The sequence below is a fragment of the Oleiphilus sp. HI0043 genome, assembly GCF_001634935.1.
In genome coordinates this window covers 1-1,389 of sequence record NZ_LWEY01001639.1, presented here as the reverse complement: position 1 = coordinate 1,389, position 1,389 = coordinate 1, and the positions used below count along the sequence as shown (strand labels likewise).

At 44.9% G+C, this 1,389-nt stretch carries 4 protein-coding genes; 1 reads left to right on the top strand and 3 read right to left on the bottom strand.

Translation table 11 applies throughout. From position 1 onward, the window contains the following. On the top strand, positions 1-370 hold a 370-nt coding region (locus A3729_RS33425; protein ID WP_197476061.1), incomplete at its 5' end, for a hypothetical protein. 14 nt (positions 371-384) lie between these two features. Here A3729_RS33425 and A3729_RS24900 read toward each other — a convergent pair. From A3729_RS24900 to A3729_RS24890, 3 genes are all read right to left on the bottom strand, one after another. After that, entirely contained in the window at positions 385-723 is a 339-nt protein-coding gene (locus A3729_RS24900) for a hypothetical protein (protein WP_068515566.1), read from the bottom strand. 22 nt (positions 724-745) lie between these two features. After that, a complete protein-coding gene (locus A3729_RS24895; protein WP_068515563.1) occupies positions 746-964 on the bottom strand; it encodes a DUF2835 domain-containing protein in 219 nt (72 codons plus the stop codon). Between the two features lie 32 nt (positions 965-996). Continuing rightward, a partial coding sequence (locus A3729_RS24890; RefSeq protein ID WP_156498121.1) for a lytic transglycosylase domain-containing protein occupies positions 997-1,389 on the bottom strand: 393 nt, incomplete at its 5' end.

Genomic DNA, 1,389 nt, shown 5'->3' with positions numbered 1-1,389 from the left:
TGTGAATGTAGTTATACCTGCGCATTACCATGGTTCGATTGTCGGAGTAACGCTTTCCTTTATGGGTATTGCTTATCTGCTCATGCCTAAGCTGGGTTTAGGTACCCCAGATACTCGCCTAGCGGCAATTCAACCTTATGTTTATGGTGGTGGCCAGTTGATGCATATATTGGGTCTCGCGTGGTCAGGTGGTTATGGTGTGCAACGTAAGACTGCAGGAGCAGCTCAAGGTTTAGATCGTTTACCTGAAATTATAGGGATGGGAATGATGGGCTTGGGTGGTTTGATCTCTACCATCGGAGGCTTGCTGTTTTTGATCGTGATTATCAAGGCATGGCGGCGACGAACAGAGTTTGAACCTGGTAGCTAGCCGCCTATAGCCGTTTACAAAAACTCTTTGAAGCGACGAGATATAATGCTCATCACGATAGCGGCCAGGCGCGCATAGATATCGCTGAGATAAGCTTTGTTGGGCAGTTCATCTTCAAGTGTTTTTTGGACTGTTTCAAATTTTGAATAACCTTCTTTGGGTTTCTCCAAAGACTTCATTACTTTAGCCATGACTTGAGGAGATTGCTCAGAACCCATATCTTTCATAATTTCATGAGCATGAAACTCAAGTTCTTCAAGTGACATGGCCTTCAAGTGAGAAACCAGTTCAGCTTCTTTTAGCGAAATGACCTGATGCGTTTGTAGCGTGGCTTTCGTGGTGTTGTGTGTCATATCGCGTTGTCTCAAGTAGGGTCTAAAGTTTAATGATAGATTGGAACTTTCCGGCGTCATTGATAGAAATAACAAAGCTCCCTTCAATGCCGTGGTGTGTCACATATTTACTCAGGATAGCGGCCGGAAACTGAATGGATCGGCCATCTCTGCTGATTGCATAGACGATATTGGCTTCACCCCTATAGATTCGCAGCCATTCCTCTTTATCAATGGAAAGGTCGACGATAATTTCTTGCATAGTTTGAACTCTATTTCTTTCTTTATGCTGGCTTATACATGTTTTACGAACCAGTAGTCCTGCCAAAAACGTAAGACCTTTGAAGGGTACTTAGTTTTACCTAAACTGCCATTGTATCGCGCAAGGGCTCTGATCAGGTTGCCTTTCTCTTTATTCAGGTAATGCTTCAGGATTGTACAGCCATACCGGAGGTTGGTTGAAACGGTCGTGAGGTTGTCGTCCGGGCGACCAATCTCATTCTTCCAAAAAGGCATAACTTGCATGAGTCCTTGTGCACCCACTCTGGAGATAGCAAAGCGCTTAAATGCGCTTTCAACATGGATCACTGATAGTACTAACTCGGGTTCCAGGCCCGCTCGTTTCGCTTCAGAGTGAACGCGCTTTAACAGCGACAAACGTTCCTCTGGGTCTTTGATGTAGCGCTT